Source organism: Chryseobacterium echinoideorum, assembly GCF_007474535.1.
Classification (GTDB): domain Bacteria; phylum Bacteroidota; class Bacteroidia; order Flavobacteriales; family Weeksellaceae; genus Chryseobacterium; species Chryseobacterium echinoideorum.
Genome location: NZ_VKNW01000002.1, coordinates 200746 through 222980 on the forward strand (window position 1 = coordinate 200746; position 22235 = coordinate 222980).

The 22235-nt window shown below is 35.2% G+C and carries 14 protein-coding genes; all 14 read right to left on the reverse strand.

Annotated elements, in window-relative coordinates; translation table 11 throughout:
* Window positions 1-16 precede the first annotated feature (16 nt).
* Window positions 17-2407 (reverse strand): EndoU domain-containing protein, encoded by a 2391-nt coding sequence (locus FOL89_RS03335; RefSeq protein WP_144281431.1) that lies wholly within the window; start codon window positions 2405-2407, stop codon window positions 17-19.
* Between the two features lie 137 nt (window positions 2408-2544).
* Window positions 2545-6585 (reverse strand): hypothetical protein, encoded by a 4041-nt coding sequence (locus FOL89_RS03340; protein WP_144281432.1) that lies wholly within the window; start codon window positions 6583-6585, stop codon window positions 2545-2547.
* 208 nt (window positions 6586-6793) lie between these two features.
* Window positions 6794-11137, reverse strand: coding sequence for a beta strand repeat-containing protein (locus tag FOL89_RS03345; RefSeq protein ID WP_144281433.1), 4344 nt, complete (start codon window positions 11135-11137; stop codon window positions 6794-6796).
* A 261-nt stretch (window positions 11138-11398) separates the two neighbouring features.
* Window positions 11399-11566 (reverse strand): hypothetical protein, encoded by a 168-nt coding sequence (locus tag FOL89_RS17500; RefSeq protein ID WP_185146900.1) that lies wholly within the window; start codon window positions 11564-11566, stop codon window positions 11399-11401.
* A gap of 194 nt (window positions 11567-11760) precedes the next feature.
* Entirely contained in the window at window positions 11761-12798 is a 1038-nt protein-coding gene (locus FOL89_RS03350) for a patatin-like phospholipase family protein (RefSeq protein ID WP_144281434.1), read from the reverse strand.
* A 136-nt stretch (window positions 12799-12934) separates the two neighbouring features.
* Window positions 12935-14176: a beta-ketoacyl-ACP synthase II gene (fabF, locus tag FOL89_RS03355; protein ID WP_144281435.1), complete on the reverse strand. Its 1242-nt coding sequence runs from the start codon at window positions 14174-14176 to the stop codon at window positions 12935-12937.
* Window positions 14177-14602: a PaaI family thioesterase gene (locus FOL89_RS03360; RefSeq protein ID WP_144281436.1), complete on the reverse strand. Its 426-nt coding sequence runs from the start codon at window positions 14600-14602 to the stop codon at window positions 14177-14179.
* A 6-nt stretch (window positions 14603-14608) separates the two neighbouring features.
* Window positions 14609-15211, reverse strand: coding sequence for a TetR/AcrR family transcriptional regulator (locus FOL89_RS03365; RefSeq protein WP_144281437.1), 603 nt, complete (start codon window positions 15209-15211; stop codon window positions 14609-14611).
* Between the two features lie 197 nt (window positions 15212-15408).
* Window positions 15409-15825: an OsmC family protein gene (locus tag FOL89_RS03370; RefSeq protein ID WP_144281438.1), complete on the reverse strand. Its 417-nt coding sequence runs from the start codon at window positions 15823-15825 to the stop codon at window positions 15409-15411.
* Window positions 15826-15983: 158 nt separating this feature from the next.
* Complete coding sequence (locus FOL89_RS03375) at window positions 15984-18677, reverse strand: TonB-dependent receptor domain-containing protein (protein WP_185146901.1); 2694 nt, start codon at window positions 18675-18677, stop codon at window positions 15984-15986.
* A 67-nt stretch (window positions 18678-18744) separates the two neighbouring features.
* Window positions 18745-19104 carry a hypothetical protein gene (locus tag FOL89_RS03380; protein ID WP_144281439.1) on the reverse strand — a complete coding sequence of 120 codons (360 nt, stop codon included), beginning with the start codon at window positions 19102-19104 and terminating at the stop codon, window positions 18745-18747.
* A gap of 23 nt (window positions 19105-19127) precedes the next feature.
* Window positions 19128-19787 (reverse strand): hypothetical protein, encoded by a 660-nt coding sequence (locus FOL89_RS03385; protein WP_144281440.1) that lies wholly within the window; start codon window positions 19785-19787, stop codon window positions 19128-19130.
* Between the two features lie 64 nt (window positions 19788-19851).
* A complete protein-coding gene (locus tag FOL89_RS03390) occupies window positions 19852-20538 on the reverse strand; it encodes a response regulator transcription factor (protein ID WP_089741596.1) in 687 nt (228 codons plus the stop codon).
* Window positions 20539-20568: 30 nt separating this feature from the next.
* Window positions 20569-22116: a sensor histidine kinase gene (locus FOL89_RS03395; RefSeq protein WP_144281441.1), complete on the reverse strand. Its 1548-nt coding sequence runs from the start codon at window positions 22114-22116 to the stop codon at window positions 20569-20571.
* Window positions 22117-22235 lie beyond the last annotated feature (119 nt).

Below are 22235 nucleotides of genomic sequence, written 5' to 3' on the forward strand. Positions count from 1 at the left end.
CTATATTATTTTAAAATTAAAGCATTGGGTGAGCATTAACAATATTGCCAAATTCATCTATTTCTAATCTAATTTTGAAACCATTTGTAGACAAACCTTCATATTTATCAAATACATCATCAACTTGTCGAGGTCTTTTATTCAAGCCTTTTGCAACTGTATTTTCATATACCAAAGCTACTTCCTCTTGTATTCTTTTTATACTCCAGTTTTTTGGAAACATAGATGATTCTGCACTTTTGGGAAATAACTTTCCTTTTAAACTTTTAATTTTTACTCTTGCTGTAAAAGGAAGGTCATTTGGCAAATCTGCAACTCTTGCTATTCCTGGAGGTTCAATTATAACATCTACTTTTAAAAATTCATTCAGCCAATGTCCACCTTGTCCTTTTCGTACTATATAATAGTCTTCTTTAAAGAAAATTGTTAAACTTTCTAAAGCAACATCTCCACTTAAATGGTGTACAAAGTTTGCATCAAATTTCTCTGCATATTTAATATAAATTTTTTCTCGTAGCAATCCTTTGAGTATATCTTCAACCTTTTCCACATCATAACTCGCCCTCTTCAAATCCATTAAGGTCTTTTGGTAGACTTTATCATAGCGGCTACCTTGAGCAACAATTTCTCCTTTGTAAACTAAAGCAAATTTTCTGCTTGGACTTATCGCTCCTATTATATCCGGGTTAATACCTTTTTCTATTTGACCCAAAGTATTTGCAGCATCCAGCTCCATAAAGAAAGCCCCATTTTGTACTAAAGCATCACATTCTACCGTCTTTGAAAAGAACCCTCCGCTTGGTATTACCCATTCTGTTTTCTGAAACAGCCTCAAATCCTGTCTTTGGAAGGCCTCGCTATTTAAATCCAAAAATACTGAAATTGCAGAAGCTTTCAAACCCTGCTGTACATTTTTTGCAGCTTTGGGCAGCAATACAAAAATTCCCCGGTAAAAAGAAACAATAAGCTGTGGTGCTGCTACAATAGCGCCGCCAATTCCATAAATAAGATCCCAATCTTTAAGAAACTGCTCCCCGCCAGGAAGTTTTTTTATTTCCTCCCGAAAAGTTTGTATAGTAAGATCCGGTATGGCAAGGCTGAGATCTGCGGCGGCAGCTAAAAGAAGATAAGGGTTTCCCGTAGTCGCAAGAGTACCTACTCCCAAAATAATAGCGGCAATATCTGCTACAATACGCAATCTGTCATTTATTATTGCCCATTTTTCTGCATCCGCTAAAGCTTTTACATAGATTGCCGGAACTTTCGTAATCATAGTAACCCCATCAAACTCTTCTTCAAAATATACCATTTCTAATGGTAAAAACTGCCTTCCTTCATCTAAGTCTTTGTATATTGTTTTTTGTGTGATGCTTTTAGCATTTGTACTTACCCCAAGATCATCCGTTTCGTAATTTTCTACTTCAATATATTGTTCTTGTTGTTGTTGCAGAAAGAATGTTTCCTCATCAGACAAACCAAATAAACCCAAGACTTTTCCCGAAAGTTCAGTAACTTTTGTATTTACTCTATAGCCTTTTTTAATTTTAAAAATTGGGACATCCTCTTTTATCTTGTGATTTTGTGCGAAAGACCGCATGATTCCCGCAAAAATGATTCGGTTAGATTGCGGCTTTCCATCAGCATAGCTTATCCCATCGAGGTTATAATAAATCCTGTTGCAAAGCTCAGGTTCTTTTCTGAACCGATTCATGATGTAACCGGGAGAAGAAGCTTTGAAGACATTTACCAAGGCAGAGCTTCCATCTTTCCAACCGCTAAAAAAGCCATTATCATCATATTCTGTAAGAGTGATAAGATGCTGCATCACCTTTTCATCATCCAATGCCATTCTTTCAAAGACAAAATCCGGTGTATTGGTATACAGAAATATCAACTGTTCTGGAGTACTCGCTTGGTTAAAATAGAATTCGTAAATTTTAGAAAAATATCCGAGATAATTATATGAAGTGTCTTTTTCAAAATCTCCATAACCCACATATTGTACAAGGTTTTTGAATTCCTTATATGAAAATGTTTCTAAAACAATTGCTTTTTTTCTACGAAGGCTTTCTGTATTTGCATTTCTATGAAAATAGTATTTCAGCCGAAAGTGTAGCTTCTTTTCTGTTAAGTCAATATCAAATTCTATTTCGGTTTGCATCCGAACCAAATCTACCAGTTCTTTGTTTTTATTCAGGTAGGTTTTTAAACGGATTGTGTTTTCCTCCCGATCAGAAACTGATGATTGTTCAGCATGCCAATCGTAGTTGTCAATATTATAGTCTAAAATATAGTGATTAGAAAAATAGTTTTTTCTTCGAAGTTCATAGCAAAGATATTGCTTGTTGATAAAATCATCTGTTCTCCATTCTTCCAAAATCTTTTGTGGTGATTGTAATGTGTCCATTTTTCTTCGTTTTTTTTAATTGTTAAACAATTCATTATTTACTTTCAAAAATTTCATGAGGATTATAAGGCAGCACAAAAAAGTGCTGCCCAATAATCTCGGGTTTTGCCCGATTCATGATGAGAAATTTTAAAAGATTAGACTAAAAACTTAGAAAGCGGAGCCTGATTTTCGTATTCTTCCGGCGACAAAGTCTGTCCCTGTTTGTCTAAAATTCTTGTAATTCCAAAATCAGGAAGAGGGTAAATTACTTTTAAGTAAGAATCTGCATCTGTAGTAAATACAAATTTCCTGTCATCAGAATTAATGCTGACTTCTTTAAAGTCAAAGCTCTTAATGAGTCTCGCATTTACTTTAAAGGTGATTCCGTTTTCTCCGGTAGGATAGGCTTCTACACCTTCAATTTGTGAAACTTCTTCTGCAATACGCTTGTAAAGTTTTATTGAAGAATCTGATCCTGTCAATTCACCATCTATTTCAAATGAATTGCCCAAACATTCAAATGTTTTAGGATAAACTCCCACATCCTTGAAATCCTGAATTGTCGTAAACGAAACATCATCCATTTCATTAAAACTAATCTCTATCCATTTGTCTGAAGACTGACCAAGCTGATTGTTGTTCAGTGCAAAATTGCTTCCGCACATTTCGCCTAACTGATCGTCAAACTTTACTCCCGGTTCGCAATTGCAAGGCAAAGCTTTTTCAACTCTTAGACCGATAGAATCTGCCTGAAGAATGGTAAGTGAAGTTGGGATTTTCTCTCTCCACGGTTCGCCCTGTTTTTTACCGACAGCAGCACGCATTTCGTCTACAATAGATAAGAACAACGGATCGTCAATCACCGGAACTTCACCGCCGTTCCAGATTTGTCCGGTTGCCATGAAGTGTCTTACGGCTTCTTCAAAACCAGGTCTTACGGTAACGATTACTCTTGCCATTCCTGATTGCATAAACGCTCTGAAGGTAGGATCGTTATCATCAAACTGATACATTTGTGACCATTTGTTTCTTTCTCCCCAATAAAAAGGGTAGAAGTAGTAGCTCATAATGTCCCATTCAAAAGCCTGTTCCATAAACTTCACGAAGGCGGCGTACTGATCTAAGCTTGAATCAACTTTTATATCGGTATTTAGGAAAGTTTCAACACCGGAAGTAAAGCCGTTATTGTGATATTTTCCTTTACCGAAAGTAAGTTCAGTAAAAGGATTCTGACTGATCATGTAAGAAATACAATTCTTTCTTAAAATGGTATTCTCAATCTTTCTGTAGAAGCCTGGGTTTGAACCTTTAATCTCTACACCTAAAGCTTTTGCTTCTGCTAAAGCTTGGTTGTATTGGTCTAATTCAATCTCGTAGGCTTCAATGATTTTATTGAAGGTTTTTTGATGCCATGCGTTTTTGGCTTCTTGAGTCAACTTGCATTTTACAGTTGCATTTACATCAACGGCATGAGCCGCAATACTAGAAAATGATACTGGAATTGAAGGATAGAAGTTACCAACCGTTACCAAAGTCCCATCCATATATTCACCACCAATTCTCAAAAAGTGTCCTAAAGTACCTTCTCCTCCCGATTGAACAAATCCTCTTGCACCAATAGAAACATAACCTTCTGGAATTTGAATTTCTGCACTTCCTGCAATAGCTTCATCCCATTCAGACTTAGTATTAGACTCTCCGACTGTGTTTGAAAATGCTTTTCCTACATATACATATTCTTCTGGTTTTTTCTCTATCTCAACATTATACTTACTGATCCAGTATTTTAAAATAATTTCGCCAGTTGGACCATCTAAAGACATGAAATTTTCCAATTTATGTATGGTTGATTCTCTCGGATCTACAGGTTTAATCAATTTTTCCGATTCGTCAATCATTTTGATTCCTAAATTGTGAAGCTTAGCAGGTTCAGGAATCATAAACTCAAACATCATACGTTTACCATAATTGTAGATTTGGTTTTTTACTACCTTATCTACCCATCGGTAAACTCCGACAACATGATTGCTTCCTTTTGTATTGTCGAAACCATGTTTATTGTTTTCTTCGTATTCTTCAAGAATCTTATCAATACGTTCTTCTTTTACTTTGGTAACGATTCTGTCTAAAGCTCTTGCTGTAATGTCTTTAGCTTCTGTTACCGCCTGTCGATTACTTTCTTCTTTTGAATTGTGAGTGGCGTAACTTGCGTTTGCAGAGATTCCAAAACTTGCAGAGTTACCAACTTTCCAATTTGCTTGTGCTCCAGCGTTGGCGGCAAAGTCTTTCGATTCCTGTAAGATTTTAGAAATCTCACTCTGCATTTCGTGCCTTTCGGTTGTTGTAGTATCTGTCAGTTTTTCTTTTTCAGACTCTGAAGATTTGGTAGTCTGAGATTCGCTTCTTTTTAGTCTTCTGGTTGCACGCTCTTTGTACTCGCGCGCCATAATGTTTTCGATATGAGCAACGTCTCCTTCTACATAGCAGTAGGTGCTTTGCTCAACCTTTAGATAGTCTGCAACCCCGATATTTTTCATTCCGAATCCGGAAGGGATAAAAGTTTCAATAGTCGGATCTACAGGCGGATTTCCTTTAGGTGGATTTTCGGGAGGGAGGCATCCATCGGCACCACGGAAATGATACTGTTTTGTTGTTCTGTCTAAATCATTAGGATCAACAAACAGAGTAACATTAAAATCGTACACCACACCATTAGCTGATGTAAATTTCCCTTCCACAACAAACTGCTCGACTACCGTAGTTTTAGAAACTAAAATTTTAGGCATATCAAATAAAAGATATGATCCTCCCCCTAAAGAAGAAAAACTTGTTGAAGAAATCTCAGTATTGTTGACCGTCGCTTTATATTGTGCGGAAACCAAGTCTATATGGTCGTTAAATGCTAATATAAGGCTCCACTCCGTTGAGCTTCTTGCAAATGTTTTAATACTGAATGGGATATACCCTGATGAGGATGAATTGGTAGTAACCGGAATTACAACACCTCCGACTTTAGCAGAAACCTGTTGGTTGATCACCGTATTGTTCAGTACAGTCTGTTGTAATGCCTGATTATTCTGATGGATGTTATCATTAAGCTCTTGGAATGTATTAATTCCTGATAAAGCTTCCGCTACAGTAGAAGCTCCGAATAATCTGCATAATGCATTCTGCTCTTGCTGACCAAGAACTCTTCCTATTTCAGCGGCATCAATTTCCGGAGTTTCATAATGGAATTCAAATTCAGGGATTTCAGTGTCAGAAACAGTGATTTCCATGATTTCTTCCTTTATGCGGTGAAGTTCCATTTCAAGCTCGCTGTTGGCATAGAACTTTTCCGGATCGGCTATACTGAGCTGTGTAAGATAATTGATTCTGTTTTCCAGGATCTGCTTTTTTCTGTCGGCTTCAGTGGCTTCTCTTTGTACTTCTCTCAAAAGAGGTTTTACGTTTTGCTGATACTCATTATAAGCGGACTTTTGGGCTTCATCATATTGTGTTCTGTATTTTTTTTCTAGCTTGGATAAAGAATCGGCAAGCTTTTGAGTTTCCTTCAGTTCGTATGATGCTTCGGCAAATCTCATTGCGGTATTGTTGAAAACCGTTCTTTGGGTAGAAGATGTGGCAGCAGTACCAAAATTTACAGAAGGAGTTGCAAATAATTCTTTTGGAAGAACAACTTTGGCTTTCTTTAAGTCTTCAAATGCTTCTTCTGTACCGTCATAGTTTTCAAGAATATGATTCAGGTGAAGAAACTGCATCAATGTTTCTTTTGCATAAAAATCTTTTTGGGTAACCACCTGATAAATTAAATTATCCCAAATCAGTTTCATATTGGCAATGTAAGGGGATGTATTTGAAGCTTTATAAGTTTCAACTTTTACATCGAATTCAGTTTTTGAGGCTGTTGATTTATTTCTTGCAACCCATACAGCCAGATCGTGAAAAGCGGGATTGATTGATATTAAATTATCTTCTGAATACATTGTGATAAGCTGCTGCTCATCTATTCTTCTGCATACAGCCTGTAATGTTTTGTCTGTTGAGATGTGCTCATCGAAAACTCCTTTATGAATTTCTTTTCTGAATACAAATCTTCTATTTTTGTTTTTAGGATCGGATAATTCCGGATTTCTCATCGCTGCAAACCTGAAAAGAGTTTGCGAAGAATTGTTTGTGTTTAAATCTGTTGACATTTTAAAATTGTTTTGGTTTTTAAGATTAAAATTTTTTGGAAAGTTCTTTTTAGCAGAAAATTTCCGGGCATAGCTTTATTTTTTAAAGTGGTTTCAGGCTAGATGATGTCCACTGATTTTCTTATTCATCTGTAAAGTTTTATTATTGCAATAGTAGGGGGGTGAAGCGACAAAACTTGACGTATTATAACTCCGAATTAAATTTTTTTTAATTTAAAAAAGCTGCAGAATGATAAGAGCCTTTTTTAATTAATCTCCTTTCAGCAGTAATGTAATATTCTGTGGTTTCTCCTGTACGTATTGTATCAATAGAATGATCTTCTCTTCTTACATTAATCTCAAAAGGGGCGAGATTGGTTACGGTTATCTGTCTTTCAGGGATGAGTTCGGCTTCAAGTTCCAGATATTCTTTTGTATATTCTTCTGTAATAATTACAGTGTTTATTTTACACGAAGCGCTTATAGGATAGTCGGGATTGATGAATTCTGCGGTGATTTGTGCCATGCTTTCATTCACGAAATCAGAAGTTGCATAACCTGCTGCAGCGTGATTGCCCCATCCGAAAGCAGAGTTCCAGTTGTTGATTTGGGCAGTATTAACTCCGTTGACAGGATGGCTTGTTGGTATTGCATCAGTTATCCCATAACCGGATAAAGTTGTTGGTTTGGAAGTTATTGACGAAAAAGTGTGAATGTGATTATTTAATGCATAACTATTGCTATCTACAGAACCATCTGCTTTCAAAAATTGTGATGAAGTACCTCCTACCTTTGCAATTGATTCAGCCGTAAATTTACCTGTACTATCTAGGTAAGCTTGACCAGTTGTTACTGCATCTCCTTGTGGTCTAAAATATATAGCACCTGTTGTTCCCTCACCTGATAATATTAATGAATTACCATTAGTACCTCCAGTTCTAATTCTATTAACATTGAATCTTTTAATTACAAGTTCTCCACTGACAGAACTTATACTGTCGGTTACATCTAAATTACCAAAAACAAATTGATTACCAGATACGTGTAAAGCATGATCTGTAGATGGTGTAGAAACACCACTGAGTCCGATACCCACTCTACCATCAGATGTCCATCGTATAGCATTTTTAGTATTATATGCCTCACCACCTAAATAACCATAAGTCAAAGTAACAGTCCCAAGTGTAGTTGCGTTACTATAATTACCATAATGACCAAATGCGTCTACTGTACCATTGCTCCCTATAAGTTTTATGAAGTCTACTGCAAATCCACTATTACCGTTAGTTGTAGAATAATCTCTTGTTATTGAAGATGAAAAACTACCTAATCTTATTGGACCAGTCATAGTACCACCAGATAATGGTAAATATGAATTAGTATCAACTGAACCATTAGCTTTTAAGAATTGACTTGAAGTTCCTCCTAATTTTATAAAAGAATTTGAAGTAACACCAGTGGAATTAATTTCAGTATGTTTAGTTGTATTATCAAAAAACTGAAATGTAGCACCATTTACACCACTCAGACCTTTACCTACCGCTTTGATATATGCAGTAGGTGTTGTTGATGTTCCGTATTTAAAAGCAAGTGGGATAATATTAGCATCTGCACCACCTTGGTCATGAAATGTTATTACATCTTGTTCGTAAACACTTCCACTATTAGATGGCTTGATTGTTAATGCACCAGTTAATTCTCCACCAGTTAATGGTAAATACGGAATAGTACTGGCATCAGTTAATATCCTTTTCCATACACCCCATGTAGTTGATATACCTGTACCATTTCTAAAATACACTTCATTTAAACTTGCATCAAAATACATTTGATGAAATCTATCAGTAGCAGACTGTGTTATTAATAAATTACCATAATTACCTGCATTTAAAGGTTTATTAGTTAAATTACCTCCAAGGGCATAAAAACCTTGTGTTTTATATAAATCAAAATCTGCTGATACAGGTCTAATATTATCTTCAAACATACTATCTGTAATTCCATAACCATCTAAAGTTGTAGGTTTAGATGTTAATGAATTAAAAGTATGTGTGTGTGTAGTTTGTGAATAATTAGCAGGATTAAAATTACCAGTATGATAAACTTCGTTCCACGTACCAAATGTGCTATTTTCCTCAGTAACAAAAAATAATTTATTAAGTCTTGCACCTAAAGAAAATCCATAAGTTTGATTTGCTGTATTATATGGTGTGAAATTAACTACCGCACTATTAGTGTTATTCGGTCTATTAGTTGAAGTTGCCCAAGCTGATGCATTTCTAAGACCAAAAGCATCTGTCCCAATTAAATTATGTTTTGATACTCCATTACCTTCAATTTTTAAAACACTTCCATCAGAAATTGCACCTATTTCAGCTAATGACCACGAAGCATCACCTGAACCATTAATAGTTTTTGTTGTATTACCAATAGTTATATTTCTCGAAGTACCCCAGTTAGCTGTAATAATATTTCCAGTACCATCAAATAAAGTTCCATTAATAAGTCTTTGATTTGTTAATTTTATGGCACTATTAGCACTTTCCGTTCCAGTTAAATTATTTAAGTATGTACCATGAAGGTTTAAAGGACTTCCCTCAGAGGTGATTAGATTAATTATAGGTGGATTAGTTTTAATAGCATCATGATTTACATTGATTAAACCTCTTATACTTATCTCAGTCCAGTTTCCCCAATTAGTTGCTAAGTCACCTATATAAATATGTCTTTCAGCATTATTATTAGTCCCAATTGAAACATATCTAACTCCAACATTATTAGGATTTTTACCTATAAAAGTTACTGAGTTACTTCCTGCGAAATTTATACTCGAACCATAAAATGTATAAAACTGACAAATAAATGTACCAACCAATGCACCGTAGGTAAATACATCAATATAAAACACACCCATAACATTAATGTTAGGTAATGTTATATCAATAATACCCGTGCCTTGTACTGTTCTTGATGCTAAATTATGTATATGTTTTCCAGTACTTAACCTGCCTGATGTTTCAAAATTTCTTGTATTTAGATTTACATTTGCTGTTGCACCTGTAAATGGAATAAATTTACCATCTGATTCAGTTTTAGTATAGTAATTAGATGCAATACCGTAAGATGCAATTTTACTATTGAACCATTCTTTAGTAATTAAAGTTTTATTGGTTGTATCAGCATCTAATGTATTTACAGTAGATTGTGGCATTAAAAATTCACCTCCTGAAATTATATTTTGATAAGATTTAGTTGGTTCTAATCCACTTCCAAATATATTAATATTAGAGTAAACTAATTGAGCATTAAACTTATGACCTGTACCTGTTCCTGCATCAGTTATATTATGTGTCTGACGAACATAACCATTAGTAAGAGTATCAGAAAATGCAACAGTATTCCCATCAACTATTCTTACTTGAATAATAGAACCATCAAGAATCCCTGTAATAGGTGAAGTTCCTTGTGTAAATTTTAAATTAACATAAGCATTAGTTGCACCAAATCCATGAGCAGGTAAACTAATAGTTTTAGATATTAAGTCTATTGCAGTAGAATCGAATGTTTTAAAATGAGAAGGATTTTCTTTAAATGTATAATTAGAACTTTGACCAAAAACATTTACATTATTACCTTGGTTATATCTATTTACACTACCACCAAATGAATTTACAAATAGACCAGTGTTTAAATAACCAGCATTTGCACCTAAATGATTCACATAACCACTAGTATTAAAAGCACCTGCATTTGCACCTAAATTATTTGTATAAACGCCAATATTATATCTTCCTGCAAGATACCCTAAATTATTTGAATGAACACCTGTATTAAATTGTCCCGAATACAGTCCTAAATTATTAACATAATTTGCAGAATTATACATACCTGAAAACTGCCCTAAATTAATAACCGATAATCCTGAATTAAGTTGTCCAGCGAATCTTCCAATATTAATTGTTTCAGCACCTGTTGAAGAAGTTCCTGCAAGCTGACCAATATTTATATTTGGATATGATGTAGCTTGAAATGAACTTCCATTCCAATAGTGGGTTTGGTATGAAAATATAGTTTCATTTGAATTATTTTTTATATAATTCAGAAATCTTCCCACGTTAGTAACTTCAACAGTATCAGGATTTAATCTTAATCCTTTTGAGATTGTAGTATCAGTTCCATTATCAATAATGTTAGAATTACCTATTACGTTTGATCCCGTAAATTTAGGAATTGTGTTTATTGTACCTGATATACTACTAATCAAAATATACTCCGAGCCGCTCCATCTGTATTGAAAGTTATTATTGGTAGTGATGTAAATTTTTCCCTGTTCTCCGGGGCTGGGTAAATCTCCAAAAGAATCAAACTCCAAAACGTCATCTACATAACTTGGGAGCTGAGAAGAAGGGATTTTACCATCAATGAGATCTGCTTTCTTGCTTAGCTTTTGGTCTGTATCTTCAGGAAACTGTCTGTTTTCATGCCAATAAGCATCCAGATCATTCCAAAACGTATTGGTATCAGGAATGTTGTCTGGATCGAAATCGAAATTAAGTTCTTCATTTTCTGCCATTTTTTATTATTTTTGTTAAGGTTTTTAAGATTAAAATTTTTGAAGTTTCTTTTTAGTAGAAAGCTTCCTATTTTAGCCTTTATTTTTTAAGGTGGTGTCCGGCAAAGGATATCCACCTTTGTTTTTAATCAGTAAATTCATTTTTATAAGACATATTTCTTTCTGTTCAACATTTTTATCAATGCTGAGTTTAAAAGGATTCGAAAAATTTGGCTGTAATTATTTCATAAGAAAACCGAAAGGTGGTAGAATCATACTTAATTAATTGCCTTCTTCAAGAACATCATTTTCAAAATCTTCTCTAAAGAAATTCTCAATCTCATTAATATAATTTTCATAATCCGGTTCTTCATTTTCAATGTCAGTCCAGTTAATGGTGTAGAAAGTGTCTTCAATTGCCACTTCAGGCTTGTAATTATTATTTTCCATATTTGATAAGTTTTTTTGTTGAAATTATTCCTTCATCAGTTTTATTAATGAATGCTGTGTTTTAAAATGATGATTTTCAAAGGTAAAATGCCAATGCGACAAAACTTGACGTATTATATTTTATTTAATCAAAAATTTTAATAATGTTTATATAAGTCTTTTACCTTATTTAATATTATTATAAGTCAAAAAGATTATAATTTGTTTTTAATCAGTTTTTGTACAATTTGATTTAAGGTTTCTTTATGATCATCAATATAGCTTAGTCCTGCCTGTACCAGATTTTCTATATTAGATCTTCTTACATTATCCATGGCAGGGGAAGCACTCTTCAACGAAGGATTTAGTCGATAATAATTTTTCTGATTTCTTACGCCTAAAGTCTGAAACATTTGGGAAAGCTGATAATCGACCGTTTCTGCATTGGCAGACATCAGAATATCAATGATAGGATTTACCCAACCGATTTTTCCGGCTTTTTGGAGTTTTTTAAACGAGTAAGATTTTGCTTCAATACCTGTTCCTATTGAGATAATAATCATATCTTTTACTGTGGGATGGTTGGTTTTCTGATGATTTTTCAGAATTTCGGCAAAAGGAATTTTTCTCGTTTCTGCATAAGCACACAAAGCAGGATTATTGGCAAACATTCCGCCATCAATGAGACTGAAAATTTGTCCGTACATTGATTTGATCTGAACGGGTGTAAAGTAGGTGGGAGCTGCAGAAGTTGCTCTGCATACGTCTTTTACATAAAAATTGTCGGTGCTTACTCTTGCTTTCCAGGAATTGAAGAGCTTGGCTCTTCGGTTTTCTATATCATAACTTGTAATTAAACAGGGCTTTATCAACTCCTTTAATTCCAGATTTCCAAAAAAATCATTAAGGTTTTTTTCTAAAGCTTCCTGAGAAATTTTCTCGTTTAAAAGTCCAAAAGGATTCACGAGTTTTTCCCAGAAGGAAACCTGAAATATATCGCCGCCTTTTTCAGAGTAAAGCTCCAATCCTTTTTGGATAGAATATTTCGCTTTTCTATGTTCATCAGGACAAAGAATGATAGAAGCAATCAAAGCTCCGGTACTGCTCCCTGCAACAAGGTCAAAATAATCGCCCAGTTTTGCACCGGGTTTGTCGTGTATCTGAAGCTGCTCTTCAATATAACGCAAAATGATGCACATTATAATTCCTCTGATGCCGCCACCGTCTAATGAAAGTAAAGTTGTTTTTTTCATTTTTCTACTTTTGGATAAAACAAAAGTAGCAGCGTGAAGCGACAAAACTTGACGTGTTTAAAAATAATTCTGAAAAATAAAAGAAAATCCTCTCATGGATCAATCGGTTGTCTATGAGAGGATTGAGGAGCAATGTTTAAGAAAATTTCTTAAAGATAAGTGTTGCATTATGTCCGCCAAATCCAAAGGCGTTGCTCAGTGCATAATTGATGTTTTTTTCTTTCGCTTCACCAAAAACAATAGGAATATCTTTAGGAATATTTTCATCAATATGATGAAGGTTAATGGTTGGCGGAATAATCCCGTTTTCAATAGCTTTAATGGAAAGAATGGCTTCTGCTGCTCCTGCCGCACCTAATAAATGTCCGGTCATAGATTTCGTAGCGCTGATGTCAAGATTTTTACTTCCTTTAAATAATTTATTAATTCCGTTCAACTCAACCAGATCTCCTAATGGAGTAGAAGTAGCATGAGGGTTTATATAATCAATATCTTCCGTGTTGATCTGGGCTTCTTTCAGGGCTAGCTGCATGGCTTTAATGGCTCCTGTTCCGTCAGGATGAGGTGCCGTCATGTGATACGCATCGGCGGTCATTGCAGCTCCTGCCAGTTCTGCATAAATTTTTGCACCTCTTGCTTTTGCGTGTTCATATTCTTCTAAAATTAATGCGCCGGCTCCTTCTCCCATTACAAAACCATCTCGGTCTTTATCATAAGGGCGGCTTGCTGTGGCAAAATCGTTATTTCTTGTAGACATGGCTTTCATTACAGAAAAACCTCCTACAGAAGCAGGTGTTATAGCAGCTTCAGATCCGCCGCTTACCATTACTTTTGCTTTCCCTAATCTGATGTAATTAAATGCATCCATCAACGAAGTATTTCCTGTTGCACAAGCGGAAATGGTGGTGTAGTTGATTCCCTGAAGCCCAAATTTCATAGAAATCATTCCCGAAGCCATATTGGCAATAAACTTAGGGACGAAAAAAGGATTGAATCTTGGTGTTCCGTCTCCTTTAGTAAATTCCATTACCTCACTTTCGAAAGTCCACATTCCGCCCTGTCCGGTTCCCCAGATAACACCGGTATCGAACGGATCCATTTTTTCAAGTTCCAGACCGGAATCTTTCAAAGCTTCAGCAGTGGAGTACATGGCATACTGAGAAAACAGATCACTTCTTTTGATCTCATGATGAGTTAAATAAACTTTCGGATCAAAATTTTTAACCTCACAAGCAAATTTTACTTTAAATTTTTCGGTATCGAAATGAGTAATTTCATTGGCACCGCTTAACCCATTAATACTGTTTTGCCAAAATTCTTCTACATTGTTTCCTAAAGGCGTCACTGCGCCCAGACCTGTAATGACAACTCTTTTCATTTAATTATTGATTTTAAATAAGTTTGAGGTTCCTCTTGCAATAATGCGTGTTTTGTCTGTATTCCAGATTTCACATTCGGCATTTACAAACTGTTTGCCTCTTTTGATGATTTTTGTTTCTGCTATAATATGATCATGTTCTTTGGCTGTAGAGAAATAATCTATATTGTTGTTGATGGTTACAATAAAGTTTTTTTCGTTAAGAGAAAACATGGTGGCTCCGATGACATCATCAAAGATCGCTGCTGTCACACCACCGTGAAGGTTCCCCATCGGATTCAGCCACTCGTGTCTTACGGTGTACTGAAATTCCAGATGTCCTTCTTCAGCCGAAATCACCACAGGATTCAGCCATTTCATAAACGGAGAAGGAGATTCTGTAAACTCTTTTCCGACAGATTTCTGTAATATTTTTAATTTATCCATAGTATTTTATGAATGTATTTTAAGTTCTTGCTCTATAATTTTTGAAACTTTATCTAAAGTAAAATGAAGATATTTTTCATTTTCCATTGTTTTGGCTAAAAGAATACCGCCTTCAATCATCATAATAAATAGAGAAGCATATTCTTCGGCACTGATCTCAGGATTAAATTCGTGATGATTCTGTCCTTCTTCGATAATTTCTGATAGTGTTCCGATCCAGTCACTAAATGAAACCTGTACCTGCTTTATCAATTCGGGAAAAGTGTCATCACATTCCGTAGCAGCATTCAGTAGCGGACAGCCGCCATTTTGAAACACCGTCTTCCAGTTTTTTCGATAAAAGGATAAAAAGACATTAAGTTTTTCTGTCACTGTCGGGAATTCCTTGTTCAGAGATTCCGCCATGTTTTTTTTGAGAACAAATGCATTATAGCAATAGGCTTCAAGGGCAACCTGATCTTTATTTTCAAAATTTCCGTAGATACTTCCCTTGGTTAAACCTGTAGCAGAACTGATGTCTGAAAGAGAGGTGGAAGCATATCCTTTGGTATTAAACAAAGTAGCTGTTTTTTCAATAATGAATTGTTTGGTCTTTTCCGCTTTCGACATTTGGTAATGTTGTTTCGCAAATATATGAAAAATATACCAATCGGTATTTTTAATTGAAATTAAATTGATGAAATGAAGATTAATAACTCGGAAAAAAAATCAGGAACCTTTTATGCATAAAAAATCCCGCTCCGTAAGAGCAGGATCTGTAAAAATAATTTGAAAAAGAGAACTCCGAATAAGTTCAATTTAAATATCTAAGCTAATGTTGCGCTTAAAGTAATTTCAAAGTTAAAAGCAGCGCTTACAGGGCATCCTTCTTCCGCAATTTTAGCATATTTCTGAAATTCTTCTTCTGAAATTCCCGGAACTTTAGCCGTTAAAGTCAATTCTGATTTTGTAATCTTCCCAACATTCGGATCTAAAGTAATAACAGATTTTGTAGTCAATTCTTCCGGAGTAAACCCTGCCTGAGAAAGTTCTGCACTTAGTTTCATGGTGAAACATCCGGCGTGAGCTGCTGCAAGAAGTTCTTCAGGATTTGTTCCTACTCCTTCCTCAAATCTGCTGCTGAACGAGTATTGAGTTTGGTTTAAAGTTGTACTTTGAGTGGTTAAATGACCTTTTCCTTCTTTTACGGTACCGTTCCAAACGGCTGTTGCGTTACGTTTCATATATAATATTTAGGTTTAAAATTAAAAACTAAGATACGAAAAAGCACGATTTCATAATCATTAAATTATTGAAACCATGCCTTTTTAATTTTAAAATTTGATAATAAAGTAATTTTAAAATTTATACAAAATTTCAAACTTAAATCTTAGTCTCAACCTTAAAATGTTACATCAAAGCCGACGTAAAAATTAGCTTTCATAATGGGAGCATACACCATCCCACCATCAAAGTAATTTCCGAAAGGATTTCTGAAATCAACAATCGCATTTTTCTGTGAATAAGATGTTAGATTTTCTCCGCCCAAATATGCTCTGATTTTTTTGTTGAAATTTCTGGAAATCTGAGCATTAAGAACTGCATAAGATTCTGAATAAGCAGGAATTTGAAATTCAGCAGGATTGGTTGAGGTGATAGGCAATCTTTGTTTTCCAACCAAGTTTAAAGTCGTATCAAAACTCCAGAAACCTTCTTTAGTATTTTTGTTGGTTGAATAGGCTAAATTTACAAACCCACGATGTTTCGCCATAAACGGAACCTGTCTTCTTCCATCCAGATAATCTGCCTGAACATCATAATATTTATATGCTAATCTTACATCAAAATTTTTCAGCGGAGTGAAATCCCATTGTGTCTGAAATGAGTTGGCAAAAGATTTTCCGTCCAGATTATAGAAGGTCAGTTGTTGAGGCGAACGATCCAGATCTACCACTACCTGATCCTGAAAATCTGTTCTGAAAAAATCTGCAACAACGGTAGATTTTCTTCCGAAAATTTTAAATTCCTGTTGTAAACTTGCGCCGTAATTCCATGCAATTTCGGGTTTCAAGCCATAAATGCTTCCATTATTCTGCAAAATCTGAATATTTCTGTTGGATGCGAAGTATTGCTGGTTTTCTGCAAATATATTGGCCGTTCTGAAACCTCTTCCTGCGGAAAGTCTTAGAATAGTCTGTGGAGTAAAATCGTATTTAAAATTTAACCTCGGCGTAAACTGGGTTCCTGCTAAATTATGAAAATCTGCTCTTGCTCCCGCAACTAAAGTATATTTTAAGCCTGTTAAAGTGTATTCAGCAAAAATTCCCGGAACTGTTTCGGTTCTTTTAATACTATTATTCAGGTAAATTTCGTCATATCCGTCATACAGGAAACTTGCTCCTGTTTTGTATTTATGATTGGTGTTGCCAATAATGCTTTCAAAAATTAAGTTGGAATAATACGTATGCTGATTACCCGAATAATTTCTCAAACCGAAAAAGCTGTCCTGTTGATGATAGGTATATTGATTCATCCATCCTAAACTTTGGTAAGGTTTTCCTTTGAAAACATAGCCGGTTTTATTCCAAACCTGAAATCTTGAAATATCTATTCCAACACCGTAAAGATTTTGCTGTGCCTGCGGAAGTTTTTTATCAAACCCGATTTGTCCTGCAGTTCTCTCGTCTTTAATAAAGTTAATGCCGAAATGTGAGCCAAAACCTGAGTGTTCTAAATCATTGAAATTTAATAAATAAGCAGCATTGATCTGAGTTCCTTTGGGTCTGTCCAGAAAACTGTCGTTATTCATATCGGTATCTCCGAAAGTTCCGTTTCCATGAAGAAGGAAAGTCTGAGTCCAGTGATCGTTAATGGGTTCCACATGGGTAATGTTGGCTTCTGCTCTTCCGTTGAAATCCGCAAAAAGGTTGAGCGAAGTTTCCGATTTTTCCGAATGTTTGATTAATTCGGTATTGATCTGACCTGTAATGCTTTCATAGCCGTTGGTAACGGTGCTTCCGCCTTTGGTAAGCTGAATGTTTTCAATCCATCTTCCGGGTATGAAATTCAGTCCGTATGCAGAAGCCAGTCCTCTGATTTCCGGAAGCAACTCTTTAGTAAGGCTTGTGTATTTTTGGTCTAAACCCAACATTTTGAGCTGTTTCGTTCCGGTTACTGCGTTGCTGAAAGATACATCAACGGTTGCATTGGTTTCAAAGCTTTCAGATAAATTGCAGCAGGCTGCTTTCAGCAGTTCTTTTTTGTCAATATTAAAAATCAGTCCGGCTTCTTTTTTATTAATTGAAGTGGCTGCTTTTGAGCCTGTAATATTCACTTGCTCAATGTTTTTTTCTGAACCGGAATGTGAAGTGTGATCTTCTGAATCATTATGATTGATGTGATTTTGTTTTTGGGATTCTTCTTCAAAATGAACTTTAGGATTGGTCTCCCCAAAAGCAATATCGCGGTCATAAAGACAGCAGCCGGGAAGTTTTTTATAGACTTCATCTGTCGTTTTGTACATCTCGTTGTCATGTCCCACCTCGGCAATTTTCTTTAAAATTTTGTCTGCTGAAGTTTTTGATGAGTCAAAATGTAAAATTACGCTTTGTTTTTCGGCATTCCATTCTGCTGAATCTGCACCGGCATCCTGAGCGGCTTTTTCAATTCTTGCTTTACAAGAGCCGCAGTTTCCTTTCACGAAAAATTCGTTTTCACCTTTTTTATGGTCAGAATGATCCATCCCCGGAACAGAAGAGTTTGAGTTTCTTTCATAATGGCAACAAGCAGGAAGGTTTTTATAAACCTCATCATCAGCCTTAAATTTTTCGCTGTCGTGACCGGCTTCTGCTACTTTTGAAAGAATCTGGTCTGCTGAAATATTTTCTTTGGTTTCAAAGCTCAAAGTTTGCGAATCTATCGAATATACAGCAGATTTAGCACCTGCTTTTTTTGCAGTGTCTTCAATTCTTTCTTTGCACATTCCGCAGTTTCCTTTTACCATAAACTGATGTTTGGTAAGGGTCTGTGCAGAAATTGTTAGGGAAAAAAATAACAGTAATGTTCCCAGAAATGTCCGGGTAATATATGATTTCATAAGTTTTTAAATTAGATTAAATAAAATAGCTGTTCATTACATATGTAATAAACTTTGTGAATTGTATTTAAGCTAATTTAGGCGGCTGCCAGATTTCTTTTAAACTGTCTGAAATAAAAGGATCAATATACTGAACCTGAATTTTGGTAATAGATGAAAATAAAGTAATTTCTCCGAAGTTATTTTTGGTGAAATTATTTTCCAGAAATGTATGACAGGTCATACAAAAAGAACAGCAGTCATCGTTGCACGATTGGTGTTCTTTTTTTGATTCTTTGGAGTGATCACTGTTTTTATCACAACACGATTTTGTTTTCGATTCTGTTTTACAGCAATTTTCCTGCGAAACCTGTGCATAAAAATTATCTTTAGGAATCAAAAAAATTCCTAGGCACAAGATGATTAATAAAAAACGAATAGGTTTCACAAGGCAAAGTTAAGAAAAAATGTTTAAAGTGGTGCGCCGACTTGCTTTGCACAGTCATGCCACGGTTCGCCATGCGCAGGATTGAGTTTTGGTTTTGGTCCTGTTTTGGCTACAGAAGGTTGGGAAGCAGGAGCAGAAACAGGTTGTGAAGTTTGTACAGGTGTACTTGCTGCGGGTTGTGCGGCAGGTTTACTGTTTAAAGGCTGACCTACAGGAATGTCACATCGGTGTCCCGGTTGTCCGTGAGGCGGATTCATTCCTGGGGCGGTTTTCACCTGTTTTCCATTGTTGTCGATGGCAATTTTTCCCGGACTTACAGCATTAGGGTCTATTTGTACGGAGCCATTCGGGGAAACACTCATATTTTGTGCTGAAGAATTTGCAGGCTGAGCCGCACTGCCGTTGAGTGGCTGACCTACAGGAATTTCGCAACGGTGTCCCGGTTGTCCGTGAGGCGGATTCATTCCCGGAGCTGTAACCATTGTTGATCCGGTTTGAGCGGTAGATTTAATACCCGCCTGATCCATTAAAGTTGTCTGAGGTTTGCTAAATGCTACATTAGGCTGTTGTGCGACACCTTCTTCTTTTATGTAGGTAGGTTTTTCATCTTTTTTACATGAAACAGCAATCAGGGAAGTTGCAAAAACACCTAAAAGTAAATTTTTCAAATTAAATCTCTTCATAAAAACAAAATTAGCAAAACATTTTGAATTGTTTTGCTAATTTAGAATTTATATGATTTAAACTTTAGTTCTTCACCAAAAGTCTGAAACCTTCTCCGTGAACATTGATGATTTCCAATCCTTCATCATCTTTCAGAAGCTTGCGGAGTTTAGCAATGTAAACATCCATACTTCTTGCCGTAAAATAATTTTCTTTTTTCCAGATTTTTCTCAATGCGAGGTCTCTTGGCATAAAGTCATTTCTATGCAGGCAAAGTAATTTTAAAAGTTCATTTTCTTTTGGTGAAAGTTTGTATTCTTTATCACCCACTCTCAGTTGTCTAAGCATAGAATCAAAGAAGATATTACTGATTTTAAATTGTTCCTGTTCTTCGTTCTCAAGGGTAGAACTTCTCTGAAGAATTGCTTTTATTTTATACAAAAGTAATTCTGTATCAAAAGGTTTGGTGATGTAATCGTCTGCTCCTAGCTGATATCCTTTCAAAATATCTTCCCTCATATTTCTTGCAGTAAGAAAAATGATCGGTGTGTTTTTATCAATTTTTTTTACGTCTTCTGCTAAAGAAAATCCGTCTTTTTTCGGCATCATTACATCAAAAATGCAGATGTCAAATTCGTTTTCTGTAAATTCTTTCAGCCCCTGTTCTCCGTCTACGGCAAGGGTAACCTCAAAATTATTGATGGTGAGATAATCCTTCAGTACTGCACCGAAACTTTGATCGTCTTCTACTAATAATATTCTGTTGCTCATATTTTATATCTTTTAATTTATTATTTAATTTTAAGCCATTGGAAGCTTGATGATAAACTTGCTTCCCTTTTCTTTCTGAGATTCTACAATAATCTGTCCCTTATGAAGTTCAACAATTTTTTTTACGTAAGAAAGACCCAGACCCTGACCTTTTACATTGTGAATATTACCTGTTTCTTCTCGGAAAAATTTTTCAAAAATCTTGGTTTTGTTTTGGGTTTCCATTCCCATTCCTTTATCTGAAACTTCAAGTACGTAGAAATTACCTTCGTTTCGCGTTTCTATTTGTATTTCTGGAGTATCCGGTGAATATTTGTTGGCATTATCCAAAAGATTGACCAGCATATTCGAGATGTGAAATTCATCTATTTTAAACTGATATTTTTCAGCATGAAAATTTTGTATTAAAGTTCCGTTTCGCTGTGCGACAATCAGCCCGAAAGATTCTGTGGTTTTTTTTATTAATTCCCGTACGTTGGTTTCTTTCAAAAATAATTTAACCTCATTCCGTTCCAGTTTGGACATGTTGAGGACGTTTTCAACCTGTTTTTTCATTCTAAGGTTTTCCTGCTTGATGAGGTTTGAATAATATTTTACCTTTTCAGGATTGGTTGCAATTTTATCATTAGCCAAAGAGTCTGTTGCTACGGAAATTGTTGCCAGCGGAGTTTTAAACTCATGAGACATATTATTGATAAAATCTGTTTTTACCTCTGCCAGTTTTTTCTGTCTCATCATATAATTAATGGAAATAATATAAATTCCGAGAATGGTAAGAAGAGATAAAAAAGTACCCAAAAGCATCGGCCAATTGTTCATAGCCAATGAATATTCCTTTTTAGGAAAAACTAATGCCAATGTATAAAGCGTTCTGTCTTTTGTGTCGGTAAAAAGGGGATAGGAATATGAATGATTATCTTTTTTTTCTTTAAATATCTTATTGGAGATATTCGTTAGTTTATTGTTTCTGTCGGAAACACCATATCCGAATTCGGAGTTGATTCCTTTCATCCGAAGTTCTTTGGTGATGACAGAATCAAGAGTTTTCAAATCTACTCTTTTACTGATGGGACGATTGGTGCCGGCTACTCTTACAAATTCTTTAAGCTCGTAGTCGCCACTTTCAATATCACTGTTGATTTCCGAAGTAAGAATCTCTCTTTTGGTTGTGTCTTTTTTTATTTTGTAAGCGGCGTCATCCGTATACATTTTGGTAAGACGTATAGAGTCTCCCAAAGAAGAAAGAGGAAGCTGTTTGGTTTCGATGATATTTCGGTAGTAAATTATTGATTTTTGTGTACCTGAATCCTGAGTCTGCTGAATGGTGGTAAGGGAAGGTTTATCTGAATTGGCTTTAATATCGTCACGAAAATTAGAATAGTATTCATTCAATAATTTATCTGCTTCTATTTTTGCGATATTTTCTGATGTATTTTCCAAAGCGGAATACACTTTGTTAGAAAACTCTTGTTCTAAAGCTACGTAATAACCTTTAAGCCAATAAAACTGAAGTGTTACGAACACAATCAGTGATATAGTCATAAAGACAGAGATAATCGGAATGAATTTATTATTCATTGCATATGTGGTTAAAATTATAAATGTTAAAATTAAGCATTTTAAGATTTGGTAAACAAAATATGAACCAAATTATTGTGTTTTTTTTCTTAAAAGTATAGTTTTTAACATTTAATTAT

What these genes read in the sequence shown, in the direction of transcription:
- FOL89_RS03335 (WP_144281431.1), bottom strand. Translation starts at nt 2,407, where the DNA reads ATGGACACATTACAATCACCACAAAAGATTTTGGAAGAATGGAGAACA.
- FOL89_RS03340 (WP_144281432.1), bottom strand. Translation starts at nt 6,585, where the DNA reads ATGTCAACAGATTTAAACACAAACAATTCTTCGCAAACTCTTTTCAGG.
- FOL89_RS03345 (WP_144281433.1), bottom strand. Translation starts at nt 11,137, where the DNA reads ATGGCAGAAAATGAAGAACTTAATTTCGATTTCGATCCAGACAACATT.
- FOL89_RS17500 (WP_185146900.1), bottom strand. Translation starts at nt 11,566, where the DNA reads ATGGAAAATAATAATTACAAGCCTGAAGTGGCAATTGAAGACACTTTC.
- FOL89_RS03350 (WP_144281434.1), bottom strand. Translation starts at nt 12,798, where the DNA reads ATGAAAAAAACAACTTTACTTTCATTAGACGGTGGCGGCATCAGAGGA.
- fabF (WP_144281435.1), bottom strand. Translation starts at nt 14,176, where the DNA reads ATGAAAAGAGTTGTCATTACAGGTCTGGGCGCAGTGACGCCTTTAGGA.
- FOL89_RS03360 (WP_144281436.1), bottom strand. Translation starts at nt 14,602, where the DNA reads ATGGATAAATTAAAAATATTACAGAAATCTGTCGGAAAAGAGTTTACA.
- FOL89_RS03365 (WP_144281437.1), bottom strand. Translation starts at nt 15,211, where the DNA reads ATGTCGAAAGCGGAAAAGACCAAACAATTCATTATTGAAAAAACAGCT.
- FOL89_RS03370 (WP_144281438.1), bottom strand. Translation starts at nt 15,825, where the DNA reads ATGAAACGTAACGCAACAGCCGTTTGGAACGGTACCGTAAAAGAAGGA.
- FOL89_RS03375 (WP_185146901.1), bottom strand. Translation starts at nt 18,677, where the DNA reads ATGAAATCATATATTACCCGGACATTTCTGGGAACATTACTGTTATTT.
- FOL89_RS03385 (WP_144281440.1), bottom strand. Translation starts at nt 19,787, where the DNA reads ATGAAGAGATTTAATTTGAAAAATTTACTTTTAGGTGTTTTTGCAACT.
- FOL89_RS03390 (WP_089741596.1), bottom strand. Translation starts at nt 20,538, where the DNA reads ATGAGCAACAGAATATTATTAGTAGAAGACGATCAAAGTTTCGGTGCA.
- FOL89_RS03395 (WP_144281441.1), bottom strand. Translation starts at nt 22,116, where the DNA reads ATGAATAATAAATTCATTCCGATTATCTCTGTCTTTATGACTATATCA.